The organism is Paraburkholderia phymatum (assembly GCF_038900715.1).
Classification (GTDB): Bacteria; Pseudomonadota; Gammaproteobacteria; order Burkholderiales; family Burkholderiaceae; genus Paraburkholderia; species Paraburkholderia phymatum_A.
The window spans coordinates 327,949-350,143 of record NZ_JAYMRZ010000005.1 but is presented as its reverse complement, the minus strand read 5'-3'; the positions used below and the strand labels follow the sequence as shown (position 1 = coordinate 350,143).

Sequence of the window (22,195 nt, the reverse complement as noted above, 5' to 3'; positions counted from 1 at the left end):
TGCGGGACCGCCAAGGTGAAGGTTTACAGGATACGTCTAGCCGTTGTCCCGCATGTCGTCGGCATTCGCGGGAGACGCGGCGGACGCCGCGAGCTGTCTTTCTTCTTCGAATTTCTGCTGTTCAGCCCAGTTTTTCCACGCGCGATGCAGCCGATTCGCGGATACGGCCTGGGCGAATCCTAGCCATTGCCCGACGACCTCGACTTCCATCCCACTTTCGAACAGGTCCGCTGCGAATGAGTTGCGCAGCGTATGTGGGCTTGCGCGAGCATCTCGGGACTGGCCGATTCCCGACGCTTCCGTCAACGCGTCAACGGCTCGCAGCATGGTCGCCTTGTGCATCGGCCGTCCGGATGGCGATGCCGGGAAAACCAGATCACCTGGCAATTCTGCGTGCTTACGTTCTTCGAGCCAGGTGTTGAGGATCGACACGGCGAACGGCGCCAGGCGCGTCCGGTGCGTAAAAAGCGGGTTCGCCGCTTCGATCACGATCCACGGCGAGCCGGCCGTCACACATCCGAGCGGAAGTGTTCGCGCTTCCCCTGTCTTGATGCCGCCGCCGAGAAATACGGCGATCAACGCGCGATCCCGACGCTCGCGCCAGCGTTGTGCCGGTGACAGATGCGCGACGGACGAAGCGAGATGCGCGATCAATGCGGACCGTTCCGTGCTCGTGAGAAAACCCGTCGGCTCGTTGTCGCGCGCGTTGCGCCACTCCGCTTCGCCATCCTGAGCGATGAAGCGCGCCGGGTTCGTGGCGGCGAGTTCAATTTCGCGCACATGATCGAGCACACGTTCGATCAACCGCAGATAGCGGGCGCGCTGCGGTTTGCGTATCGAGAGTCCGGCAACGAATTCGGCAATCGAGCGTATGTCGACCGTCACGAGGTTTTTGTGCCGAGCCTGCAGCCATTCGAGGAAAAGACCCCACTGAGCGCGATAGACCTCCGCCGACGACTCGCGGAAATTCTGACTCACGAGCCAGGCGTCGAATGCGGTGCGCGGGTCGAGGAGCCAGTCTTGACGTTGCTGGTCGAATAGGTCCGTTGCCCCGGGCGACGGGCCAACGGACCCAACAGGATCGTCTGAGGTCATCGTCTATGCTTCCGTTAGTTGCGTGAAACGATTGTAGCCGGTGACTTTACGCGCATAAACTCGAAGCGCGCTGTCCCTCCGCAAATGTCGAAGCCAATATCGAACAAGGCTTTATCCACCCCAAGCCCGCCGGACACTTCCAATCGCCGCCCGCCGCCTCGGCGTCTTGCTGTTCGACTTTTGCGCTTCATCGTATGCCGCGACCGCGAACGCAAACACAGCAGGCAACGCATTCGACTGCCCAAAGTCGACGGGATCGTCCGTCTCGGGGAATTGAAAATCGGTTGGCCGTTGAAATAGCGCGAGCATGAATGGATCGTGCCGGCTGGCAAAACCGAGATCGGCGAGCGCTTCCGCTTCGATCGCATGCAGAAGACGCCAGGTCAGCGGCACCTGCTGCACGATGTAACGCGCAGCGATATGCCGGACGATATGTTCGAGGTCGCGCGCGGCCGACTTGAAGCGCAGCGCCGCCAGATCCTGTTCTTGGTTGATGTTCATTCTTCGGCTCCGTCAGTCGCGTATACTGTACAAACATACAGTATCGGCCGCAACCTGGCGTATTGCCGAAGAACGGATCGTGCGGGTTTAACCGTGGATCACGACCAGCAAGGCCTTCGCTTCGCCCTTACCGGCGTTACGGATCGCATGTGGTTCGTCGGCGACGTAGCGCGCCGTATCCGCGGCCTTCAGACGCTTCGTGGTTCCCGCCGCGTCGATATCGATGACGCCATGCAAAACCGTCAAATGTTCGCGCGTACCCGGCTCGTGAGCATTCGACACCAGTGCGCCGCCCGCCTGGAGCGTCAATTCATACCATTCAAACTTGCCAGCCAGCTCGATCGGCCCCCACACGCGCAACTGATATCTGGCTTCGTGGCCGCTCAGCGTCGGAATGTCGTGGGGACCGGAGACAGCAATCGGCTCCGGCGCTTTTTGCGGCGCGAATAACGAATCCAGACTGACGCCGAGCGCATTCGTCAGTCGCCACGCGACGGCAATCGTCGGATTCGCCTTGTCGCGTTCGATTTCCGACAACATCGATTTCGACACGCCCGCCGCGCGCGACAGATCGTCAAGCGTCATCTTGCGTTCACTGCGCAACCGTTGAATCTGCTCGCCGACGCGCGGCGGCGCAGCCGCCCCTGGCGCCGCGGCGACGGCCGTACCCGACGCCCCCCGGCGCGTTCCCGAACTTGCCATTTCCAGACCTATCGTTTAGAGTTGTTCGACATATCGAACTTTAGTTCGAAAAAACGAAAATTTCCGATAAAAACCGATCGCCGACTATAACAGGCCGCCGCGTTGCCGCACATCGCGCGTTGGCGTAGCGTTGAAAAGTCGGCCATTCAAGGAGCCCTTTCATGCGAGACCCTTTCCTCGCGCATCTGCGCGATACGCTCGACCAGATCCGCGCCGATGGTTTTCATAAGACCGAACGCGTGATCGCGAGCCCGCAATCGTCGGACATTCGTCTCGACAGCGGCGCCGATGTGCTGAACTTCTGCGCGAACAATTATCTCGGCCTCGCGAACGATGCGCGCCTGATCGCTGCTGCCAAAGAAGGGCTCGACAAGGACGGTTTCGGCATGGCGTCGGTGCGTTTCATTTGCGGCACGCAGACCGTTCACAAGGAACTCGAACGTGCGTTATCCGCGTTCCTGAAAACGGACGACTGCATTCTCTACTCGAGCTGCTTCGATGCAAACGGCGGCCTGTTCGAAACATTGCTCGACGACAACGACGCCATCATCAGCGACGAACTCAATCACGCGAGCATCATCGACGGCGTGCGGCTGTCGAAAGCGAAGCGCTACCGCTACAAGAACAACGACCTCGTGGATCTCGAAGCGAGGCTGCGCGAAGCCGATGCGGCGGGCGCGCGCTTCAAGCTGATCGCGACGGACGGCGTCTTTTCGATGGACGGCATCATCGCCGACCTCGCAGGCATTTGCGATCTCGCGGACCGCTACGGCGCGCTCGTGATGGTCGACGATTCGCACGCTGTCGGCTTTATCGGCGAACACGGACGCGGCACGCCCGAGCATTGCGGCGTGACCGATCGCATCGACATCATCACGGGCACGCTGGGCAAGGCACTTGGCGGCGCTTCAGGCGGCTACGTCGCGGCGCGTCAGGAAATCGTCGATCTGCTGCGTCAGCGTTCGCGTCCGTATCTGTTTTCGAACACGCTCACGCCGAGCATCGCGGCTGCATCGCTGAAAGTGCTCGAACTGCTCGCGAGCGATGAAGGCAGGCAGTTGCGCGAACGCGTCCGTGCAAACGGCGCACACTTCCGTCAGGCGATGAGCGCGCATGGCTTCACGCTCGTGCCGGGCGAGCATCCGATCATTCCCGTGATGCTCGGCGACGCGCAACTCGCGTCGAACATGGCCGATGCGCTGCTGAAAGAAGGCGTGTACGTGATCGGCTTTTCGTATCCCGTCGTGCCGAAGGGCCGCGCGCGCATTCGCACGCAGATGAGCGCCGCGCACACGGCGGAACAGATTGATCGGGCCGTCGATGCGTTTGCGCGCGTAGGCCGTTCGCTTGGCGTGATCTGAAACGGGACATCAATAGCAATGAAAGCACTGGCAAAACTCGAACGCGCACCGGGCCTCACATTGACCCGCGTGAAGAAGCCCGAAGTGGGTCACAACGACGTGATGATCCGCATCACGCGCACCGCGATCTGCGGCACCGATATTCACATCTGGAAGTGGGACGACTGGGCACAAAAAACGATTCCTGTGCCGATGCATGTCGGTCACGAGTACGTCGGCGAAATCGTCGAAATGGGCCAGGAAGTGCGCGGCTTTTCGATCGGCGATCGCGTCTCGGGCGAAGGGCATATCACGTGCGGCTTCTGCCGTAACTGTCGCGCGGGGCGCCGGCATCTGTGCCGCAACACAGTCGGCGTCGGCGTGAATCGCGAGGGCGCGTTTGCCGAATATCTCGTGATTCCCGCGTTCAACGCATTCAAGATTCCGCCTGAAATCTCCGACGATCTCGCCGCGATCTTCGATCCGTTCGGCAACGCGACGCACACGGCGCTCTCGTTCAATCTCGTCGGCGAAGACGTGCTCATTACAGGTGCGGGCCCGATCGGCATCATGGCCGTGGCGATTGCGAAGCATGTCGGCGCGCGCAACGTCGTGATCACCGACATCAACGATTACCGGCTCGACCTCGCGCGCAAGATGGGCGCGACGCGCGCGGTGAACGTGTCGCGCGACTCGCTGCGTGACGTGATGAGCGATCTGCGCATGACGGAGGGCTTCGACGTCGGCCTTGAAATGTCGGGTGTGCCGAGCGCGTTCACGTCGATGCTCGAAGCGATGAACCACGGCGGCAAGATCGCGCTGCTCGGCATTCCGCCTGCGCAAACGGCCATCGACTGGACGCAGGTCATCTTTAAAGGCCTCGAAATCAAGGGCATTTACGGCCGCGAGATGTTCGAGACCTGGTACAAGATGGTCGCGATGCTGCAAAGCGGACTCGATCTCTCGCCGATTCTCACGCATCGCTTTGCCGTCGACGATTACGAAGAAGCGTTCGCGACAATGCTCTCCGGCGAAAGCGGCAAAGTCATCCTCGACTGGACGGCATGATGAGCGCGCGCGTTCAGCCTGCGGGCGGACGCGCGGCCTCTGCCTGAATGACGACGTGAATGTCATCGCCCACGGCGGGATACCACGTCGTCAGACCAAACTTCGAACGGCTGAACCGGCCGTCCGCGGAAAAGCCGAGCGTATCGGCTTTCGTCAGCGGATCGCGTCCATACCCGTTGAACGTCACATCGAGCGTGACCGGCTGCGTCACGCCGCGTATCGTCAGATCGCCCGTCAGCTTGCCGCGCGCGTCGCCCGTGCGTTCGAAACGCGTGCTGACAAAACGGATCTGCGGATTGCGCTCGGCATCGAGCATGTCCGGACCCTTCACCATCTTGTCCAGTAGCGCGACATTCGTATCGATGCTCGCCGCGTCGATCGTCACCGTCACCTGGCTCTTGTCGAGCCCGCCTTCCTTCCAGTCGAGCTGACCCGCCACGCGATCGAACCGCATCGTGAAGCGCGTGTACTTGAGGTGATCGACGTCGAACGTGACGCTCGTGTGATGCTGATCGAGCTTGTACTGACCGACGGGCACTCGCGCTTCCGTCGCCGTGACGGTATGCGTGACGACCTGCAGCGGCGTGCAGGCGCCCAACGTCGCGGCAAAGATAGCGGAAAACGCAGCGGCACGGAAAGGGCCAAGCAGGGCCGCAAGCGCAGGACGGCGAAAAACGATGCTCATGACACTCATCCTTTTGAACAATTACCCAACACGATAATGCAAGCCGCGCGAACGCGCCGATAGCGAACTGGACATTCCACATCGCACAAAAACTTGACGAGGTAGAATGATCGTTCTACCCTTCACACATGACTACCTCCGATGACACTACCTCCAACGCGCGCGAACGTCTGCTCGATGCAACGGAAGCCCTGATCTACGCGGGCGGCATTCACGCAACGGGCGTCGATGCGATCGTCCGGCAGTCGGGCACCGCGCGCAAAAGCTTCTACACGCACTTCGAATCGAAAGATGCGCTGGTGGCGGCTGCGCTCGAAAGGCGCGACGAACGCTGGATGACGTGGTTCAGCGAAAGCACGCTGCGCCGTGGCAAGCATCCGCGTGCGCGTCTGCTCGCGATGTTCGATGTATTGCGCGAATGGTTTGCGTCGGAATCGTTTCATGGCTGCGCGTTTCTCAATGCGTCGGGCGAGATCGCGTCGGCTGACGATCCGATTCGCGTCGTCGCGCGCGAACACAAGGAGCGTCTGCTTGAATTCGTGCGCGCGCAATGCGACGAATACGTCGCGTCGACGGGCGGCGACGGCCGGCGCGCGGCGCGTCTGTCGCGTCAATGGCTGATCCTGATCGACGGCGCGATTGGCGTCGCGCTCGTAAGCGGCGACGCCGATGCCGCACTCGATGCGCGCGCGGCCGCCACGCATCTGCTCGATGCCGCAAGTGAAAGCACCCGTTCGCCGAACGGGCGAAGGTCCACCTGACGCAATTCAACGAGGAAACATCATGGCCGAAATCGAAAGACGTCCGCCCGTCCCGCCGTTCACGCGCGAGACGGCCATCCAGAAAGTACGCGCCGCGGAAGATGCATGGAATACGCGTGAGCCGGAACGCGTGTCGCTCGCTTACACGCCGCAAAGCAAATGGCGCAACCGTTCGGAGTTCCCGACAGGGCGTGCGGAGATCGTCGCGTTCTTGCAGCGCAAGTGGGCGAGGGAACTCGACTACCGGCTGATCAAGGAGCTGTGGGCGTTCACCGATAACCGCATCGCCGTGCGCTTCGCCTATGAGTGGCACGACGATTCGGGCAACTGGTACCGTTCGTATGGCAACGAGAACTGGGAGTTCGACGAGAACGGACTGATGGCGTATCGGCACGCGAGCATCAACGACAAGCCGATCCGCGAAGAAGAACGACTGTATCGCTGGCCGCTCGGCCGTCGTCCGGACGATCATCCGGGGCTGTCGGATCTCGGCCTTTAAGTCTCACGCATGTCGTCCGGGTGATTGCGCGCTCAACGCATTCACCTGGCTGTCATCGTTCTTTCGCTATCGTTGCCGTCTGCGAGCGCGTTGTCGTTCCGAGCGCACACTCCACATCGACATCATCGTTGTGGGGTACAGTGCGCGACGGGAAAGCAATTCGACACTCATTGCGACATCGATGACGCCGGCGCGCGACCGGTTGCGGAGAGCACATGCCGTTTGGAAAGATCAAGAACAAGATACGTCGTGCATGCGTGGCGGGGGTGATAGCAGGCATCGGTTTGATGGGGGCATCGGGCGCGCGTGCAGCCGACTGGTGCAGCGGAGGCGTGTGGGTCGATGCGATGCTCGCCTCATATCACATCAATCCAGACCCGGGCACCGACTTCGAGCAGTTCAATCCAGGACTCGGCGTCGAATGCTGGCTCAACGGGCAATGGGCGCTGACAGGGGGCGGTTTTCGCAATTCGTTGCGCCGTCCGTCGTGGTATGGCGGCGCCGTCTGGGCGCCCGAGTTCGTGCACTGGGGCATCATCCGCCTGGCTGCGATCGGCGGCATCATTTCCGGCTACAACTACGGCAGCTGGGGCCTGGGCCACGATCACACGATCGGTCCCGTCGTCGCGCCCATCGTGATGGTCGAATACAAACGCGTCGGCGCGAACTTCATCGTCGTTCCGCCGATTCCTTCCGATAACCTCCCGTTCACGATCGGCTTCCAGGTGAAGGTGAAGTTCTGAGCGTGCTTCACTGAACGCGCGACTTGCGTTCGTGCGGCTGAGGTGAGGCTTTTCGGGAGTAGCGTCGATGGTGATCGACAGACATAACACGCGATTCACCTCAAGCGCAAAAAACACGCTAAAACAAGGCGTAAATCGTTCGGCACGCATGCGCGAGCACCTGTGAAAAAGCCGCGCGTCGCTTCAAAGGTGAGCTTTTTCGGGTATTGAATCGCAAGGCGCCGTACTCCCGAAAGCGCTCACCTTTGCGACCCGACCGCGCGCGATCGACACACGCGACGATCACCGCAAGCGTGCCGTCGCCCGTCATAATCGCAGGCAACGTGGGCGATCGCATGGAGCGAAGAGCGTCTATGAACGATTCGAAACTGGACTGGAGCGACGTGAGAATCTTCCTTGCGATCGCTCGTTGCGGCACGCTGGGCGCGGCTGCGCGCCAGCTCGGACAGACGCAGCCGACGATGGGCCGACGCTTGCGCGCGCTCGAAGAAGCCGTTGGCCACTCGCTCTTTCAACGCACGGCCGATGGCTTCGTGCTCACCGACGAAGGCCATGCCGTGCTCGTCTACGCCGAGCGCATGGAAGAAGAAGCGCACGCGTTCATGCGATCGCTCGCGGGCAGCGAGCAGCAACTGTCGGGCGGACTGCGCGTCTCGTCATCGGACTGGTACGGCATTCATGTGCTCACGCCTGTGTTCGCGGCGTTTCTTGCGCGTCATCCGCAGATGTCGATCGAGCTGATCACCGATTCGCGCCGCTACAATCTCGCGCGCCGCGAAGCCGATCTGGTGTTTCGCATCACGCCGTTCGACGAACCCGACATCATCCAGCGCAAGCTGATGCATATGGATTACGCGCTCTACGGACGCATGGATCTCGTCGCGCCCGTGCGCGGCGACGGCAAGGGCCAGTCGCTGATCACGATGGATACCGCGTTCGGCGAGTTGCCCGACGTCGCATGGATCAGGCAGATGCTGCCGAACGCGCACGTCGCCTACGCAAGCAACAACCGCGGCGCGCAGGCGCACATGTGTGCCGAAGGCGGCGGCTTCGCGGTGCTGCCGTGTCCGCTCGGCGACAACACGCCGGGCCTGCGGCGCATCGATCTCGGCGAAGCGCCGCCGGGCCGCGATGTATGGCTCGGCTATCATCGCGACCTGAAGCGTCTTGCACGTTTGCGCGCACTGCTCGATCACGTGATCGAACGGCTCGCGAACGTGTGAACGGCCAGCCGCCCATCAATCCAGTCATCAATCGATTTCGACGACGATCTTGCCGCGCGCGGTGCGCTGCGTGATCGCATCGTATGCACGCTCGGCAGATGCGAGATTGAAGCGGCGCGGATCGAGGCGCGGCGTGAGCTTGCGTTGCTCGGCAAGGCGTGTCGCTTGCGCGAGCATCTCGCCATGATGCGCGCGATGCTTGCCCGTCAGCAGCGGATAAAGCGTGAACACGCCCGAGTACGTCGCCTCGCGAAACGACAACGGCGCGAGCGCATGTGTGCCCCAGCCGAGCGCGCTCACCACATGGCCGAAATGCCTGACGGCCGCAAACGATGCATCGAGCGCCGCACCGCCGACGGTATCGACGACGAGATCGAATCCTTCGCCGCTCGTCAGTTCGTCGACGTACTGTTCGACGCTGCGCGACGCGTGGTCGATCGGCGTTGCGCCGAATCGCGCGACGATATCGTGATCGCGCGCGCTTGCCGTCGCGAAGACGTGAGCGCCGAGCGCACGCGCAAGCTGCACCGACACATGCCCGACGCCGCCCGCTCCGCCTTGCACGAGCACGCTTTGACCGGCACGCAGATGCGCGCGGTCGACGATGCCCGAGTACGACGTGATGAATGCGAGCGGCAGCGCGGCGGCTTCGCGCATCGACAGATTGGATGGCTTGTGCGCGAGCAGTTGCGCATCGACGGCCGCGTATTGCGCGAGCGAACCCTGGATGCCGCCGACGCCGCCCGTCATCCCGTACACCTCGTCGCCTGTCTTGAACGCAGTCACGTCCGCGCCGAGCGCGACGACCACGCCCGCGAGATCGATGCCGAGCACGAGCGGCGACGGATGGCACGCATGGGCCGCGTTGCCCGCGCGAATCTTCGTATCGAGCGGATTCAGACCGCTCGCGTGAATCCGCACCAGCACCTGGCCGCGCGCGGGCTCCGGGATGGGCAGCGTCGCCGGTTCGAGCGGACCGTTGTACTGGTTGAGCACGAGGGCTTGCATGGACGTGATGGGCTCCTGCCGTTAGATGAATTGTTGATGCGAGACATCATCGGCCGGGCCGGAACCCTGGTAAATCAACGATTTAGCACGACGGCCAAACGGAAATGCATGGCCTCGAAAGACCGCGCGCGTTGCATCGGCATTCGCCGGTTCCTTACCTGGGTCTGCGAATGGAACCCAGGTTCGACGAAGCGCATGCCATTAAGGTGAGAAGATTCGGGAGTGAGCCGAAAGCGCTTCGAGCGCGCACCGATGCCAGTCGCAAACCCTTGTTCCATAAGGCTTTGCGGGCAGCATCAAAAGTGCGTTGAAGTGCGCCGAGCGGCGATAGGTGAGAGTTTGCGGGACCGGCGAAAAGTGACGTCGACGAACGCACGCCCGCTCACCTTCGCTTCATCGCGCGCATTTCATCAGACAAGACCGCTGACGTTTCTGCCGTCGCGATGCGACAGCACATCGGCGAGCCGTTCCATCGATACAGGCTTCGTCAGGTGATAGTCGAAGCCTGCCGCGAGCGCGCGCGACTTGTCCGACTCCGACGAGTAGCCCGTCAGCGCGATCAGGAATATATGCGCGAGATCCCGGTTCGAGCGGATCGCGCGCGCCACTTCGAAGCCGTCCATCTCCGGCATGCCGATATCGATGATGCCGACTTCCGGCATTTCCTTCGCGGCAACCCGCACCGCTTCGCGTCCGCCGCGCGCGACGATCACGTTGTGGCCTTCGAGTTCGAGCAGCAGATGCAGCGCGTCGAGCGCATCGGCGTTGTCGTCGACCAGCAGAATGCGGCTCGGCGCGGCGCTCGTCGCGATCGGCAGATCCGGTGCGAGTCCAGGCTCGCGATCGAGAATCGGAAGACGCAGCGACACGAACGTGCCGCGCCCGACGCCCAGGCTGTCGAGTGCAATCGTGCCGTCGTGCAGTTCGACGAGCCGCTTCACAACCGCGAGCCCGATGCCGAGGCCGCCTTCGGAGCGGCGCATGCTCGACGGCGATTGCGCGAACAGTTCGAACACATGCGCGAGCGCTTCGGGGCTCATGCCGACGCCGTTGTCCTCGATGACGATCGACACGATGCCGCCGCGTTCGGGATCGATGGCCGGGCTATCCGTATCGACCTGCACGCGTAGCCGCAGCGTGCCGCCCGCAGGCGTGTACTTCGCGGCGTTGGACAGCAGATTGCCGACCACCTGGCTGAGCCGCACGTGATCGGCGCGCACATATACGGGCTCATCGAGTCCTTCGATCACGAGCCGATGCTTGCGCGCGTCGATGTGATGCTTGAGTGCCGTCACGGCGTCGTACACGATCTCGTTCAGCGACGTGCGGCTGAACTTGATCGCGAGCTTGCCGTGCCGCAGCCGCGCGGCATCGAGCAGATCGTCGACGAGCGTGCGCAGCTGACGCATCTGCCGCTGCGCGATGGCGAGCACTTCGTCAGCGGGTTTTTCGCCCGCGCACAGCAGCTTGAGCGCGGCGATCGAGCTGTCGATGGGCGCCATCGGATTGCGCAGCTCGTGGCCGAGCATCGCGATGAATTCGTCGCGCCGGCTTGCCGCATCTTCGAGCGCGCGTCGCGCCTGTTGCGCGGCCGCCGCTTCCGCTTCGGCCGCCTGTTGCGCATCGAGCAGCGTCAGGGCGGCGCCCGCGAGCACCGCGAGATTGCCGAGCAGACGCACGTCCTCGCGGTCGAACTGATGGTCGTCGTGCGACGCAACCCAGATCGCGCCTAGCTGTTTCGAGTCGGCGCCGCGCGCGGGAATCGGCGTAATGATGCCTTCCGTCATCATCGCGCCGGCTTCGCCCAGGCTCGTGAAGTACCGCTGCGGATCGACGAACAGTTGCGGCGCGCCGAGCTGCAGCGTCACGCCGCAAGGGCATTCGGCCCACGCCGTCGTCTGGCCTTCGAGGCCCGCGCAAGCCCCCGCGACCGCGCGCCAGCGGAATACCGCTTCGCCTTCGCTCGTGGTTTCGAGCAGGCTGATGCCGGCGCTGCCTGCGCGGCACGACGCGAGCGCGGCATCGGCGATGGCTTGCAGCAGCGTGTCGCGGCGCCCTGTTTGCGCGCCTGCTACCGTGACCAGCGTTCGCACTTCTGCGGCATGGTCGGGTGTGCGCGCGGGGCGTTCGCTCAGGTCGCCGGTACGTAGTACGCCTGCACGGCGGGCGCTTTCGATGCCGTCGCTCATGGTGCTGGAAGGGTGATGGTTAGCGACGGCCAGATCCGCTTGTCGGGGTCCGTAGCCGGCGTCAATACGCTCGTGTGAAGTGGCCGGCGAGCCGGCAAAGCGCCGGTCCGACCGTTACCGAAGTATAGGCGTTGCGCCTGCACAGGTGCCCGGATTTGTGGGGTTGGCAACGTTTGACGCCGACTGGCTTCGTGCAGCAGCATGAGGCTTCACCCGATGGAGGACACGATGAGTCACGAGTCCCAGCAGCAAATCCATGAAGGCGGTTGCGCATGCGGCGCCGTGCGCTTTCGCGCGGTGGGCGCGCCGATACGAGTCGGCATGTGTCATTGCATGACATGTCGGCGCGTGCACGGATCGGCGTTCGGTTCGTACGCGATTTTTCACCGCGATGCCGTCGCATTGACGGGCAGCACGCGCGAATGGCGAAGCTCCGAACAGGGGCGGCGTCACTTCTGCCCGGCGTGCGGATCGGTCGCGTTCATGATGTACGCGGATCGCGACGAAATCGACGTGCCGCTCGGGGCGTTCGACGAGACAGGCCTGTTCGAGCCGGACTACGAACTGTGGTGCGTCCGCAAGGAACCGTGGCTGCCGCGCGGCGTGCGCCCGGAGTATGACGAGGAGCGCACGCGGTAACGCGCGCGTTTCGCGTCGCTCGCGTCCCGTGCTTCGCGTAAGAGATAAGAAAGCTGGAAAGCGCTCGAAAAAGCGCTGGAAAGAAAAAGGCGCCGCCGGCTGGGCTCGCTCGCCGAAGCCGTCGGCGCATCGCGCGGGCAGATCGCTCCGCCCGCGTCTCGAGCAAACGATGCGAGCCTACTTCTCGCTTTTCTTCGGAATCTTCGCACCAGACTTACGCGCCTGATTCAGCGCAATCGCGACGGACTGCTTCTGCGATTTGCCCGCCTTCTTTTCCGTCTTGATGTTGTGCGAGACGGTTTCCTTCGACGTGCCTCTCTTCAGTGGCATGGCGTTCTCCTTTTTCGATCGATGTGGCAAACGCGCAGCCGTTTCGCTGCGTCATCACTGATATCCGAGCATGCATCGTTCCCGCCGGGAGCATGCGCCGCTCGCGTCGGCAATCGCGGAATACGCATGAACGTGCATGCGAATCTGTGAATCTGCGCATCGGGTGCAGTCATAAGGCGCAGTCGCAAGGCAGTCGCAAAGCCAGCCGCAAACGCCGCCGTGAAGCGCCGCCGGCAAAGCGGAACGTGGTTTGCTGAGCGTTTCCGGACAGGCCAAACGAAGGAGCATGTCGTGAATACGGTTTCCCTTGCAGGCGGCGCGACGGCGGCAATCTTTGCCGGTGCCTCGGTCGCGGCGCCGGCCGCCGCGCCCGTAGTCGCGCCCGCAGTCGCGCCGGTGGTCTATTACGCGCAGACAGACTCGCATCCCGCGACGCAGAGCGATAGGTCGATGGCGACGCCTGGCGTCACTTCTGGCGAACTGAAGACGCCGCAGCCACAGCAGTCGTCGACGCCCGGCATGACGGGCGCGGCCGCATCCGACGCGGGCGTTCCCAATCCGGGCCGCGCCCGCGGCGATCAGCGCGTGCCGGGCATCGGCAAGCCGGGCGGCGGCGGCAATGTGCATTGACGCCGACGGCGCATCGACGCCGCGCGCAGCAGTACAGCATGAACCGACCCGCAATGTGCGCGCCCCGCACTTGTCAAGCGAGGTCACGCGAGACATTGCGTCATTTCAACCGATATGCCGGCAACAACCCGAGCCCGGCATTCAACCCTGGAGTTGCAAGATGACAAGGCCACGGATGATTTTCCCGAAAGCACGCGACACTGTGGCCTCGAAACCCGAGTCGCCGGACGATTACCAGATCTACGCCACCTACCGCCGCACGACGGAAGGGTCGTACATGGGGCAGTTGAAGGTCGTGCGCAAAACCGACGGGCGGCTGCTGTTCCCTTTTGCGGGCGCGCCCGACATCGGGCCGTTCATCGACGGCGATCAGGCGCGCGAGGCCGCGCAGCGCCACGGCGAAATGGTCGTGAGGTCGGATCTCGACAACCCCGAGCCTTGACGCCATTCGCGCTTGCGAGCGGGCGCTTCGACATCTCGGCAGATCAGAAAAACGGCCGCTGCCGCGCGTGTCGTTTCACGGGCGGCGGTTCGCGTTCGGTGCCTATAATCGCGCGACGGTTTCAATGCGCCGTGCTGCACGGCGCGCGGACAATGAAGAACGTCAGCGGAGAGACGCGATGAGGCGGAATAGCGCAATGGTGATCGGCGTGGGCGCCGAACTCGGTCTGGGCGCGGCGCTGTGCAGAAAGATCGCGGCGAACGGATATCACGTGATCGTCGCGGGCCGCACGCAGGCGAAGCTCGATGCCGTGACGAAGCACATCGCGAGTCGCGGCGAATCGGCGGAATCGTTCGTGATGGACGGCGCATCGGAAGCCGACGTCATGCGTCTGTTCGACAAGGCGATGTCGCCGCCCGACGATGTCGACGTGCCTTCGCTCGTCGTCTACAACGTCGGCAACAACCGCTATGTGCCGTTTCGCGACCTGACGCAAGAGCAGATGGAGGACTTCCTTCGCTCGGGGCCCGTCGGCGGCTTTCTCGTCGGACGCGAGGCGGCGCGGCGGCTCGCGCCGCTCGGACGCGGCACGGTGATCTTCACGGGCGCATCGGCGAGTCTGCGCGGCAAGCCCGGCTTCGCGCACTTCGCGGCGGCGAAAGCGGGGCTGCGGATGGTTGCGCAAAGCATGGCGCGCGAGTTCGGGCCGCTCGGGCTGCATGTCGCGCATGTGGTGATCGACGGCGGCATCGACGGCGAGCGTCTGCACAATGCGCGTCCGCAAGTGGCGAACGAGCGCGGCGAGAACGGGCTGCTGAATGTCGATGCGATCGCCGAGGCGTATTGGCAGATTCATCTTCAGCACCCGTCCGCGTGGACGCATGAAATCGATCTGCGGCCGTTCAAGGAGCCGTTCTAAGCGTTCGAACGCAGGCGGCGAGCTTGATGATAGTTGACGCTAACCTGCACCCATGCGGCTCTGATCGACGAACGTTTCCGTCGCGTCGTCGATCTTGCGGCCCTTGCGTCCCGTCGGGCCGTGCACGTAAAGCACCTTGACGTTGCTTTGTTCGGGCGTCTGCGCGGGCGGCGGCGTCATCTCGTAGCGCACTTCGCGCGCATGATCGCGCAGTTGCAGATTCGGATTGAACACCGAGTTGAAGCGCCACAGCATCCGCACGAAATTCGTCTGGCCGCGCATCAGCAGCGAAGCCGCTTCGCCTGCCGCACGATAGAGCGCGCCCCAGCCGAGATGCTTGCGGTTGAGCACCTGCTGCGTGCGCACCAGTTCGCCGTAGAACTCGGGTAGCGGCAGCTTCGTCGGCAGCACGGCGTGCTGAATGTCGTAGAGCCGGTAATCGAGGCTCGTCAGATGGCGCTGTTCGCGCAGCCAGATTTCGGTGCCCGGATACGGCGTGTTCACGCTGATGTTCACGATCTCCGGAATCTCCAGGCACCATTGCCGGATCGTCTCGAAACGCTCGTGGTCCCAGTCGGGATCGGCGATCAGATTGACCGCGACCGTGATGCCGAGCGAGCGCGCAAATTCGAGCGCTTCAAAATTCCTGTCGACGTCGATGCGCTTGCGAAACGCCTTGAGCCCTTCGGCATCGACTGCTTCGAGGCCGATGAACATGTATTGCAGACCGAGCCCGCGCCAACGCTCGAAGACTGCCTTGTTGCGCAAGAGCACGTCGCCGCGCGTCTCCAGATAGTATTTCTTGCGGATGCCGCGCCGCTCCACTTCGCGTGCGATCGCCATGCCGTGATCCGCATGCACGAACGCAACATCGTCGACGATGAACACGCCCGGCTCGCGGATCGACGCCAGTTCGTCGGCCACGACTTCGGGGCTGCGCGAACGATAGCTGCGGCCATAGAACGTCCACGCGCTGCAGAACGTGCAATCCCACGGACAGCCGCGCGCAAACTCGATCGATGCGCACGGGTCGAGCACGCCGATGAAGTACTTGCGCCGATGCCGCAGCAGATCGCGCGCCGGACGAATGTGATCGAGGCTTTCGGTGAAGCCGGGCGGCGGCCCTTCGCCTTCGCGGGTGACGACGCCCGGAATGCGCAAGAGATCGTCGTTGCGCGCAACGGCATCCAGCAGCTCGACGACCTTCGCTTCGCCTTCGCCCTTCAGCACGCAATCGATCGCGCCGTCCGCGTGCCTGAGCATGTCCTTCGCCGTGAACGACGCGCTATGCCCGCCGACGAACACGAAGCACGCCGGCTGCTGCGCCTTGACGGCCTTCGACAGATCGATGATTTCGGGAATGTTGGCGAGATAGTTGCCGGAGAAGCAGACCACGTCGGGACGCCACGTGCGCATCAGCTTGTACAGATCGCGATGCGTTTCGACCTGCAGGTCGATCAGGCGGATATCGTGTCCGGCTTCGCGTATCACGGCCGCGACGGTTTCGAGTCCGAGCGGTTCGAGCCGCAGATACACGCGCGTGTACATCAGGCCGCTTGGGTGAACAGCGAGCACCTTCATGAGATCTCCTTGGCGAAGGGGCGCGCCGCGAGCTATCGCGTGACGTGCCGCGCTTTCGTGCTGGTATCCCTGGTATGGGTCGACTGCCGAGCCTGTGCGTCCTGCCGGACCTCACCGCGAAGGCTCCATCCGATTCTACTGTTCATCGCCTGAGGCTGCTCGCAAGCGGACGTATCGGCGTGAAAGTGAGGGTTTTCGGGAGCGCGTGACATGTGTTGCATCGCTGACGCGCCGGCGATGCGGCGAGCGCATCGCCGCTTCGCGTGCTCATTGCGCCGGATGCCGCCAGTCGTCCCACACGTCGCGCATGCGTCGTGCGATGCGCTTCCACGGTGGATCGGCGAACAGGATGAGCGCGCCGAGCGCGAGGCATCCGCAGACGAGGAACGTTCCGCGATAGCCAAGACCCGCGACGAGCACACCCGACAACACGCCCGACAGAATCGAGCCGACCCGCGACGCGTTGAAGAACAGCGCCGTGGCCGCGCCCGGCGAGCGCGGCATCAAGTCCTGCATGTACGTCATGCCGAGACACGACGTGACGGCCACGACGAACGCATTGAACGCCTGCATCGGAATCAGCACGTTGACCGTGCCCGCTGCCGCGACGGCAATGAAATACACGACATGCACGGCCGCGCAGGCCGCGAGCCAGTTCAGCTTGACGAGCGTGGAGCCGCGCGCGCCGAGCGCGAGCATCATCGGAATTTCGAGGAACGCGCCGAGGCCGAGCATGATCGACACGTCGAGCCGCGTGCCCTTCAGGCCGTGCACGACATAAAGCGGCAGCACGATCATCGTCGCGTTGGCGGCAAGACCGATCAGGGTCAGCGCGACGATGGAGCGCCAGATCTGCCGCTGCGTGCCGGGTGCATGGGGAGGCGAGGGCGGCGGCGCTTCGGCGGGTTCGGGCGTCGTTACTTCGAGCGATGAAGCGGGGTCGCCCGCGTAGTGTGTCGGCGCGCTGTGCGGATCGCCGGCGGGCGATTCGCGCATGCGCCATACGATCGCGCCGCATGCGGCGAAGGACGCGGCGGCGAACAGAAAGAGCCCGTAGTAGCCCGCGCCCGCGAGCACGAGCGCGCCCACCGACGGGCCGAATACCCACGCCATCGACAGCACCGTGCGCAGCGTCGCCAGCGCAAACGCGCGCTCCGCTTCGTCTCGCACGGGCAGCGCGGCGCGCGCGAACGAGAACACCAGCGACATCGACGAGCCGCCCGCGCCGAGAAACGCGACGCCGATAGCGAGCAGCGCCCCATAGTTGCGAACGAAACAAAGCAGCAAGAAGCCGAGCGACGCGGCGATCAGTGCCGCGAGCAGCAACCCGCGATGATGTCCATGCCTGTCGGACCATTTGCCCGCCCACGCGCTAGCGATGACGCCGCTCGCTGCGATCAGCGTCATGAACAGACCGAGCTTCAGCGGCGTCATGCCCGCCTGCTCGACGCCGAACAGCGACAGATACGGCGCGGTGAACGATATCGCGATGCCCAGCATCAGCGTCGCGCCGGCAAGCGGCATGAAGGAATGGATGCGCGTGAGACGGCCGAAGCGGGAGTTCATCGAGGGCGCGTGTTCGAACTGTGGGATGCGCGCGCGAGCGGGAACGCGGCAAGGAAGAGGCATTGTCGAACGCGAGCGCTTCACGTGCAACGCCCGTTTCGTCATGTTGTGTCATGTTGTGCAAAGAATGCGCGTGGCATTCGCGAGGCGGCGAGAGTCCGTGCCCGCGTCAAGGGCAAGCGACGCGCAATGACTCGATGGGCTTAGACTGACCGGCTCGTTTTTACCGACATGGTTTGACCGATGCCCAATCTCAAAGACGCAATCGAATCGTACCTCTACGCGAAGGACGGCAATCGTCCGCATCTTCTGACGGATGCGTTCGCACACGATGCATCGCTTGCGATGACCGTGAAGACAGCGGCCATCGCCTTTCCGCAGCAGGCACAGGGACGCGATGCGATTGCATCGGTGCTGGTCAGCGATTTCGCGCAGAAGTACGAGAACGTTTATACGTTCTGTGTCGGCGCGATGCCCGCCGATGGGCAGCGCGAGTTTTCATGCGACTGGCTCGTCTGCATGACGGAAAAGGGAACGGGTGCGGCGCGCATCGGTTATGGCCGCTACGACTGGACGGGCGATTCGCAAGCGCGATGCTTGACACGGCTGCACATCACGATCGAAGAAATGGCGACGCTGCCGAAAGCATCCGCCGACAGCCTGTTGCGTTGGGCGAGCCGCTTGCCGTATCCGTGGTGCGCGCGCGAGTCGCTGAAAGCAGACGCGGCAGACGCGCCCGACATCGACATCGTCCAACGCGTTCTCGCGCAACTGGCCCGCTAGCGAACCAGCTGATCGCCTTCGATCACCGCGTGCGCGCCATACGTCCACGCGTGATTGCGCGTGCCGTGACCGAACGGAAAGCCCGCATAGATCGGCACGTCATACGGCTTGAGCAGATCGACGAGCATGTCGTGCAGCGTGAAGTCCGCATTGTCGGGCAGCGGACAGCGGATGAAATCGCCGAGCACGAACGCACGCGCGCCATCGAACACGCCCGCTTCGCGCAACTGCATCATGCTCCGGTCGATGCGATAGGCGAGCTCCGTCACGTCTTCGAGCAGCACGATCGCGCCGTCGCAGCGCGCCTGCCATTGCGTGCCTGCAAGACTGGCGAGCATGGTGATGTTGCCGCCCGCAAGACGACCTTCGACACGCGATGTGCCCGGACCGTGCAGACGTTGAAGTGGCACAGGCGCGGCGCGTTCCTCGCGCAGCTCGGCGAGCATGCTGTCGCGCGATGCGTCGTCGAGTTTCGTCGCGAGCCCGTTCAACGTCGGACCGTGGATGACGCGCACATTGGGCATCCCGTGCAGCGCGCCGAACAGCGCCGTCGCGTCCGAAAAGCCGACGACCGTCTTCGCGCAGGGCACTTCCGGCGGCAACGCGTGCAGGCAATAGACGCTGCCATAACCGCCGCGCGCGATCCACACGATATCGACGGATGGATCGGTCAGCGCGCGGTGCAGATCGGCGGCGCGGTCTTCGTGCTTGCCCGCGTGATAGCGATAGCGGTCGCGCACATGCGCGCCCACGTGCACGCGCAGGCCCCAGCTTTCGAGCAGCGCGATGCTGTGCTCGACGTGCTCCATATCGGGCACGCCCGCAGGCGCGACGACGGCGACGGTCTTGCCCGCGAGCTTCATGCGCCCGCCTTCTTCGCGAGCAGCGCGGCCGTGTCGGGCGCGCCCATGCGGCTCGCGGCGTCGGCGGGCGAGACGCCGTTCGCATCGCGCGCGTTCGGATCGGCGCCATGCGCGAGCAGCAGTTCGACCATTTCGGTGCGATTGAACATCGCGGCGATCATCAACGCCGTGCGTCCATCCGGCGACGCGCCTTCGACGTCCGCGCCATGCGCGAGCAAGGTCTCGACGACATCCTTGAAACCCTTGAACGCCGCGCCCGCGATGGGCGTCTGTCCGTTGTCGTTGCGCAGGTTCGGGTCCGCGCCGCGTTCGAGCAGCACGCGCACGGCATCGGCGTGACCGTGATAGGCGGCGAGCATCACGAGGCTGTCGCCTTTCTCGTTGCGCAGATTCGGCGGCGCGCCTTTCTCGATGACGGCGGCCAGCGTGTTCGCTTCGCCGCGGCGCGCGCAGTCGAATATTTCGCGCGCTACTTCGAGCAGATCGGGATCGATGTTTTCGGGGCTGCGCTTGTCGTCTGTCATGAAGCCTCTCCGCTGTTGACGGGACTTGGCGCTTTGGCGCTCACTCCCGTCCCATGCATTTGCTCTGCGGTCTAAGGGGTTGGCGCTTTGGCGCTTAGTGCCGTCTCATGCAGTTTGTCTGCGGTCTAAGGGAGCTGGCGCTTTGACGCTTACTGCCGTCTCATGCAGTTTGTCCGCGGTCGACGCGAGCTGGCTTCTTCAGCGCTTGCTCCCTTCCCACACAAGATGATGATGCGGCCACTCGCGCGGCGCGTCGGTAACAGCAGAGGATACAGGCAATGTGCGCTTGCCGCTGTCGATACACGCTCCGACCCCAACGGTGAGAAGGTTCGGGAGCGGAAAGGCGTCCTTGTCAGGCCTGCTTGCGCAGCGTCGGCTCGGCGTCGCCGTTCGCGATGATGCGGTCGAGGCGGGCGCTCGCATCCGTGAGCGCGCTGAGCGGCGCGCGCTGCAATTGCGCGTCGTAAGTGCTGACGATGTGCGCGAGCAGCTCGACGTGCGCTTCGTCGAGACGCCATTCGTCAGTCGCGTGGCCATGATCGAACGTGGCCGCCATCGCCTGATCGGCGGTTCGCAGCTGGTCGTAGGTCATCGCGCCGTAGCCGAGATCGCACAGAAAGCCGGCGAGCAGCATCGTCTGCGTGAGCGTCTGCGCGGCGCTCTTGCTGCCTGCGCCGCGCCGCAGCGCGTCGAGCGCGATGTGGACGGGCAGGATCAGCTCAGCGGCCATGCTGCGTGGAATGGGCAACAGCAATGCCTTCGCCTGCCGCGCGCGCGCCGCCTGGTTGCCGCCGGGAAACGGAATGGTCTTGGCCATGTCGCCTGCGAGTAGTGGGAATGCTCTCGCGATAACGGCGCGCGGCGGAAAAGATTAAGGGCTGTTTTCGCAAATTCGCAAACGTTTGTCGAAGATCGACTTTCCGTTTCAGTCGAGTCGCGCTAAAGGTGCTTGTAATAAAAGGTCGTTCCGCAGAAAGATCCATCCGGCATCAACGCGTACCTCGGCACCTCGCCGACCCGCTGCCAGCCCGCGCGCGCATACAGGCGCTCGGCGTCGCCGCCCGTCACCGTGTCGAGCACGAGCACGGTCTTGCGTTCGTCGCGGGCCACGGCGTCGGCGGCCGCCATCAACTGCTGCGCGACGCCCCGCCGGCGCGCGCGGCGATGCACGAGCATCTTCGCGACGTCGGCGCGATGCGGCTGGTTGTCCGGCTGCGCGAGCACCAGTTGCACCGTGCCGACGACGCGCCCGTCGCCGTCCTCGGCGACCAGCAGCGCGCGCTCGCCGCGCTCGACGCCATCCGCGATCATTCGCCAGAACGCGACGGCCTTGTCGCGCGCCAGCGGCTGCATGAAGCTGACGGATGCGCCGCCGTCGACGCAATCGATCAGCACATCGGCCAGTTCGTCGACGCATTGCGCCGCTTCATGCGCGGCCACGCGCCGCACGCGGATTGCTTGCGTCATGCGCTTCTCCTCACGGGTGAACGAGGCGCCATCGACAGCGCCACCAGATAGCGCGCCGGCTTGCGCGTCGGGTTGCGGAATACGGTTGGGCAATCGACGCGCATCGCCACGCAATCGCCCGCTTCGAGCCGCCAGTGCTCGTCGCCGGCTGTGATCTCCATCGCGCCTTCGATCAGCCAGATCTGCTGATGAATCTCGGTGTCGCGCGTGCCCGTTTCGTAGGCGACGCGCTGACCGGCAGGGAAGTGAACCTCCACTAACTGGATCGGCGAAGGCAGCGCCGGCGAAAGGCTGCGGCGCGTATAGCCGGACGCGGGATCGGTCCATACCGCCTGCGTGTCCGCGCGCGCGAGCGGCGACGGCGGCTCGGCGGGCGCCGCGCGGGCCTCGAACAGCGACGCCAGCGCGACGCCGAGCGCGGTCGCGAGCTTGTCGAGCACGGCGGCCGTCGGGCTGCTCTGCGCGCGCTCGATCAGCGAAATGTTCGAACGGCTCACGCCGCTCGCTTCCGCGAGGGCTTCGAGCGACAAACCGTGGGCGTCGCGCAGTTCGCGAACGCGCCGCGCAATCAGGGTGTTGATGTCCATGTCGTCCAGCATACTGGATCAAAAATCCAGCATGCTGGAGAGGGTGTGCG

25 protein-coding genes are annotated in these 22,195 nt (G+C 63.9%); 11 read left to right on the top strand and 14 right to left on the bottom strand.

Annotation, left to right across the window (positions count from 1 at the left end):
* Nucleotides 1–36: 36 nt before the first annotated feature.
* The 3 genes from VSR68_RS12645 to VSR68_RS12635 form a co-directional block, all read right to left on the bottom strand.
* The gene (locus VSR68_RS12645) at nt 37–1,095 is read right to left on the bottom strand and encodes a tyrosine-type recombinase/integrase (protein ID WP_342940169.1); all 1,059 of its coding nucleotides are present in this window, start codon (nt 1,093–1,095) and stop codon (nt 37–39) included.
* A 111-nt stretch (nt 1,096–1,206) separates the two neighbouring features.
* Nucleotides 1,207–1,596: a DUF2471 family protein gene (locus VSR68_RS12640; RefSeq protein WP_342940168.1), complete on the bottom strand. Its 390-nt coding sequence runs from the start codon at nt 1,594–1,596 to the stop codon at nt 1,207–1,209.
* A gap of 87 nt (nt 1,597–1,683) precedes the next feature.
* Entirely contained in the window at nt 1,684–2,298 is a 615-nt protein-coding gene (locus tag VSR68_RS12635) for an XRE family transcriptional regulator (RefSeq protein WP_342940167.1), read from the bottom strand.
* A gap of 161 nt (nt 2,299–2,459) precedes the next feature.
* Between VSR68_RS12635 and VSR68_RS12630 the strand changes: the two genes are divergently transcribed.
* Nucleotides 2,460–3,659, top strand: a complete 1,200-nt coding sequence (locus VSR68_RS12630; protein WP_342940166.1) for a glycine C-acetyltransferase — start codon at nt 2,460–2,462, stop codon at nt 3,657–3,659.
* Between the two features lie 18 nt (nt 3,660–3,677).
* Nucleotides 3,678–4,706, top strand: coding sequence for an L-threonine 3-dehydrogenase (tdh, locus tag VSR68_RS12625; protein WP_342940165.1), 1,029 nt, complete (start codon nt 3,678–3,680; stop codon nt 4,704–4,706).
* A 13-nt stretch (nt 4,707–4,719) separates the two neighbouring features.
* On the opposite strand, the gene VSR68_RS12620 is transcribed toward tdh, so the two are convergent.
* The gene (locus VSR68_RS12620; RefSeq protein WP_342940164.1) at nt 4,720–5,391 is read right to left on the bottom strand and encodes a YceI family protein; all 672 of its coding nucleotides are present in this window, start codon (nt 5,389–5,391) and stop codon (nt 4,720–4,722) included.
* A gap of 128 nt (nt 5,392–5,519) precedes the next feature.
* On the opposite strand from VSR68_RS12620, the gene VSR68_RS12615 reads away from it, so the two are divergent.
* The 4 genes from VSR68_RS12615 (at nt 5,520) to VSR68_RS12600 (ending at nt 8,617) form a co-directional block, all read left to right on the top strand.
* Complete coding sequence (locus VSR68_RS12615) at nt 5,520–6,152, top strand: TetR/AcrR family transcriptional regulator (RefSeq protein ID WP_342940163.1); 633 nt, start codon at nt 5,520–5,522, stop codon at nt 6,150–6,152.
* 22 nt (nt 6,153–6,174) lie between these two features.
* The gene (locus VSR68_RS12610) at nt 6,175–6,651 is read left to right on the top strand and encodes a nuclear transport factor 2 family protein (RefSeq protein WP_342940162.1); all 477 of its coding nucleotides are present in this window, start codon (nt 6,175–6,177) and stop codon (nt 6,649–6,651) included.
* Nucleotides 6,652–6,866: 215 nt separating this feature from the next.
* On the top strand, nt 6,867–7,394 hold the full coding sequence (locus VSR68_RS12605) for a hypothetical protein (RefSeq protein ID WP_342940161.1): 528 nt from the start codon (nt 6,867–6,869) through the stop codon (nt 7,392–7,394).
* A 353-nt stretch (nt 7,395–7,747) separates the two neighbouring features.
* Nucleotides 7,748–8,617 (top strand): LysR family transcriptional regulator, encoded by an 870-nt coding sequence (locus VSR68_RS12600; protein WP_342940160.1) that lies wholly within the window; start codon nt 7,748–7,750, stop codon nt 8,615–8,617.
* 27 nt (nt 8,618–8,644) lie between these two features.
* Here VSR68_RS12600 and VSR68_RS12595 read toward each other — a convergent pair whose 3' ends face one another.
* Both VSR68_RS12595 and VSR68_RS12590 read right to left on the bottom strand, forming a co-directional pair.
* Nucleotides 8,645–9,625 carry a zinc-dependent alcohol dehydrogenase family protein gene (locus VSR68_RS12595; protein WP_342940159.1) on the bottom strand — a complete coding sequence of 327 codons (981 nt, stop codon included), beginning with the start codon at nt 9,623–9,625 and terminating at the stop codon, nt 8,645–8,647.
* Nucleotides 9,626–10,035: 410 nt separating this feature from the next.
* Entirely contained in the window at nt 10,036–11,814 is a 1,779-nt protein-coding gene (locus VSR68_RS12590; RefSeq protein ID WP_342940158.1) for a hybrid sensor histidine kinase/response regulator, read from the bottom strand.
* A 228-nt stretch (nt 11,815–12,042) separates the two neighbouring features.
* Between VSR68_RS12590 and VSR68_RS12585 the strand changes: the two genes are divergently transcribed.
* Nucleotides 12,043–12,453 (top strand): GFA family protein, encoded by a 411-nt coding sequence (locus tag VSR68_RS12585; protein ID WP_342940157.1) that lies wholly within the window; start codon nt 12,043–12,045, stop codon nt 12,451–12,453.
* A gap of 177 nt (nt 12,454–12,630) precedes the next feature.
* Here the strand turns inward: VSR68_RS12585 and VSR68_RS12580 are convergent, their stop codons facing one another.
* Entirely contained in the window at nt 12,631–12,783 is a 153-nt protein-coding gene (locus VSR68_RS12580) for a DUF6496 domain-containing protein (protein WP_177200307.1), read from the bottom strand.
* Between the two features lie 291 nt (nt 12,784–13,074).
* On the opposite strand from VSR68_RS12580, the gene VSR68_RS12575 reads away from it, so the two are divergent.
* From VSR68_RS12575 to VSR68_RS12565, 3 genes are all read left to right on the top strand, one after another.
* Nucleotides 13,075–13,413 (top strand): hypothetical protein, encoded by a 339-nt coding sequence (locus VSR68_RS12575; protein WP_342940156.1) that lies wholly within the window; start codon nt 13,075–13,077, stop codon nt 13,411–13,413.
* A gap of 160 nt (nt 13,414–13,573) precedes the next feature.
* Nucleotides 13,574–13,855 carry a DUF6723 family protein gene (locus tag VSR68_RS12570; protein ID WP_342940155.1) on the top strand — a complete coding sequence of 94 codons (282 nt, stop codon included), beginning with the start codon at nt 13,574–13,576 and terminating at the stop codon, nt 13,853–13,855.
* A gap of 178 nt (nt 13,856–14,033) precedes the next feature.
* Nucleotides 14,034–14,774 (top strand): SDR family NAD(P)-dependent oxidoreductase, encoded by a 741-nt coding sequence (locus VSR68_RS12565; RefSeq protein ID WP_342940154.1) that lies wholly within the window; start codon nt 14,034–14,036, stop codon nt 14,772–14,774.
* Between the two features lie 39 nt (nt 14,775–14,813).
* Here VSR68_RS12565 and hpnR read toward each other — a convergent pair whose 3' ends face one another.
* Together hpnR and VSR68_RS12555 are read right to left on the bottom strand one after the other, a co-directional pair.
* A complete protein-coding gene (hpnR, locus tag VSR68_RS12560) occupies nt 14,814–16,355 on the bottom strand; it encodes a hopanoid C-3 methylase HpnR (protein ID WP_342940153.1) in 1,542 nt (513 codons plus the stop codon).
* A 267-nt stretch (nt 16,356–16,622) separates the two neighbouring features.
* Nucleotides 16,623–17,921: a sugar efflux transporter gene (locus VSR68_RS12555; protein WP_342940152.1), complete on the bottom strand. Its 1,299-nt coding sequence runs from the start codon at nt 17,919–17,921 to the stop codon at nt 16,623–16,625.
* 243 nt (nt 17,922–18,164) lie between these two features.
* On the opposite strand from VSR68_RS12555, the gene VSR68_RS12550 reads away from it, so the two are divergent.
* Nucleotides 18,165–18,704: a hypothetical protein gene (locus VSR68_RS12550; protein ID WP_342940151.1), complete on the top strand. Its 540-nt coding sequence runs from the start codon at nt 18,165–18,167 to the stop codon at nt 18,702–18,704.
* Here VSR68_RS12550 and VSR68_RS12545 read toward each other — a convergent pair.
* From VSR68_RS12545 to VSR68_RS12525, 5 genes are all read right to left on the bottom strand, one after another.
* Nucleotides 18,701–19,567: an LD-carboxypeptidase gene (locus tag VSR68_RS12545; protein WP_342940150.1), complete on the bottom strand. Its 867-nt coding sequence runs from the start codon at nt 19,565–19,567 to the stop codon at nt 18,701–18,703. The two genes, VSR68_RS12550 and VSR68_RS12545, sit on opposite strands and share 4 nt — an antisense overlap.
* A complete protein-coding gene (locus tag VSR68_RS12540; protein ID WP_342940149.1) occupies nt 19,564–20,091 on the bottom strand; it encodes an ankyrin repeat domain-containing protein in 528 nt (175 codons plus the stop codon). The genes VSR68_RS12545 and VSR68_RS12540 overlap by 4 nt, the downstream gene beginning before the upstream one ends.
* A gap of 352 nt (nt 20,092–20,443) precedes the next feature.
* The gene (locus tag VSR68_RS12535; RefSeq protein WP_342940148.1) at nt 20,444–20,908 is read right to left on the bottom strand and encodes a hypothetical protein; all 465 of its coding nucleotides are present in this window, start codon (nt 20,906–20,908) and stop codon (nt 20,444–20,446) included.
* A gap of 122 nt (nt 20,909–21,030) precedes the next feature.
* Nucleotides 21,031–21,558: a GNAT family N-acetyltransferase gene (locus VSR68_RS12530; protein ID WP_342940147.1), complete on the bottom strand. Its 528-nt coding sequence runs from the start codon at nt 21,556–21,558 to the stop codon at nt 21,031–21,033.
* The gene (locus VSR68_RS12525; RefSeq protein ID WP_342940146.1) at nt 21,555–22,145 is read right to left on the bottom strand and encodes an XRE family transcriptional regulator; all 591 of its coding nucleotides are present in this window, start codon (nt 22,143–22,145) and stop codon (nt 21,555–21,557) included. Before VSR68_RS12525 ends, VSR68_RS12530 begins: the two co-directional genes overlap by 4 nt.
* Between the last annotated feature and the right edge of the window lie 50 nt (nt 22,146–22,195).